This window comes from Kitasatospora sp. NPDC002965, assembly GCF_040611255.1.
In the GTDB taxonomy this organism is placed as follows: domain Bacteria; phylum Actinomycetota; class Actinomycetes; order Streptomycetales; family Streptomycetaceae; genus Kitasatospora.
This window is the reverse complement of sequence record NZ_JBEXNT010000299.1, coordinates 1-1804: the sequence shown is the minus strand read 5'-3', so window position 1 is coordinate 1804 and position 1804 is coordinate 1. Positions and strand designations below refer to the sequence as shown.

Genomic DNA, 1804 nt, shown 5'->3' with positions numbered 1-1804 from the left:
TCGATGGCCTCGTGGTTGCGGTGCTGCGCTTCGGCGGCCAGGGCGTTCCAGTTGAGGACGCGGGCCTGCCAGAGCACGGCGTGCTCGGCCTCGAATTCGGCGAGGGCCTGGCGTAGCGCGTCTCGGGCGTCGTCGGGGTGGCCGTCGGCGGTGAGGAGGTGGCCGGTCAGGGCCAGGGCGCGGGCGGCGTTCAGCTGGTCGCCTTCGGCGAGCAGGGCGCGGCGGGCGGTCTGTAGGTAGTCGAGGGCGGTGGAGCGTTCCCCCAGGTCGGCGACGGTTTCCGCGAGGGCGGTGAGGGTGACGGCGGCGTCCCGGGCGCGGCCCAGTGCCTGGCGCATGGCGTGGGCGTTCTGGAGGTGCGGGCGGGCGTCGTCCGGGCGCCCGCAGCCGCGGTAGCAGGCGGCGAGGTCGTGCAGGGCCCTGGCCTCGTCGGCCTGGTCGCGGTCCTCGATGGCCATCGTGTGGGCGATGCGGCAGTCGGCGATCGCGCCGTTGTGACGGCCGAGGGCGCGTAGTGCGGTGGCGCGTGAGCCGAGGAGCTCGCGCAGCAGGGCCCGGCCGGATCCGGCGCGCGGGGCCTGGGAGGTCAGGCGGTAGGCGGCGGTCACCGCGAGGTCCAGCGCGGTGACCCAGACCTGGTAGTCGCGGCGCCGCAGCAGGTGGGGGAAGTAGGCGTGGGCGAGGAAGGCGGTGTGGGCGTCGAGGCGGGCGTCGCGGGCGGTGTGAAGGGCGGTGAGGAGGACGTCGTCGTGGGTGGCGAAGAAGGTGCGGGCCTGGTCGGGGGTGTGGATGTGGGGGTGGTGGGTGGGGAGGTGGAGGAGTTCGGGGGGCAGGTCGCGGCGGTGCGGGGCGAGTTGGCGGGCGGCGTCGTGGGCCTGGGCGGTCAGCCAGTCCAGGGCGCGGGCGAGGAAGGTGTGGGCCGCGGTGGGGCCGTCGGCGAGGGTGGCGAGGCGGGCGGCGTGGCGGCGGCCGTCGGCGGCCGCGAACACGAACCGGCCGTCCAGCTGTTCGGGGTTGTCGGGGGTGATCAGGCGTCGGTCGGTGAGGATGGCGAGCAGGCGCCGGCAGGTGTCCGGGTCGAGGGCGGCGGCCGCGGCCGCCATCGCGGTGTCGATCCGGATGCCGGGCAGCGGCAGGGTGCCGAGGACGCGGTAGAGGCGGGCGGCTGCCGGGTGGGAGGCGCCGAGGGCGTCATGGGCGTGGGTGAGGGCGTCGTCCACGGTGGTCTCCGGGAGGGCGGCGGCCGGCCGGGGGCCGGGCAGGTGGGTGGTGGAGGGGTCGAGGGCGTGCCGGGCGGCGGCCAGGACGATCGCCAGCGGCCGGCCGGCGCACCGGGCGAGCAGCGGGTCGAGGAGGCGGGCGGGCACGGGCCGGGTGCACGTCGTGGTGAACAGGTGGTGGGCGGCGTCGGGCGGCAGCGGGCCGAGCCGGTGGTGGCGCACTTCGGCGGCGAGGAGCTCCGGTGGCGGGGTGCGGGCGGTGACGACCATCGGCGCGGGCGCCAGGGCCAGCAGCGGCGTCACCTGCTCCCAGCCGGCCGCGTTGTCGAGCAGCAGACCGACCGGCCGGTCGTCGGCCAGCGACAGCAGCAGCGCGTAGGCCTCCGCCGGGTCCGGCGGCACGGTGGTGATCCCCAGCGCCCGCAGGAACCGGCCCACCAGCGCGTCCAGCGTCGGCGGGAGAAGGGAGTGCGCGCCGAGGTCCGCGTACAGCACGCCGCCGGGCGGCCGGGCGGCGCCGTGGAGGGCTGCCAGCGCCAGCGCGGTCTTGCCGATGCCGCCCTCGCCGGTCAGCAGGACCGGCA

General features: G+C 77.2%; 1 protein-coding gene. It reads right to left on the bottom strand.

Features of this window, described 5'->3' with window-relative positions; translation table 11 throughout:
* A partial coding sequence (locus tag ABZY91_RS41955; RefSeq protein ID WP_355409501.1) for a tetratricopeptide repeat protein occupies positions 1–1804 on the bottom strand: 1804 nt, incomplete at both ends.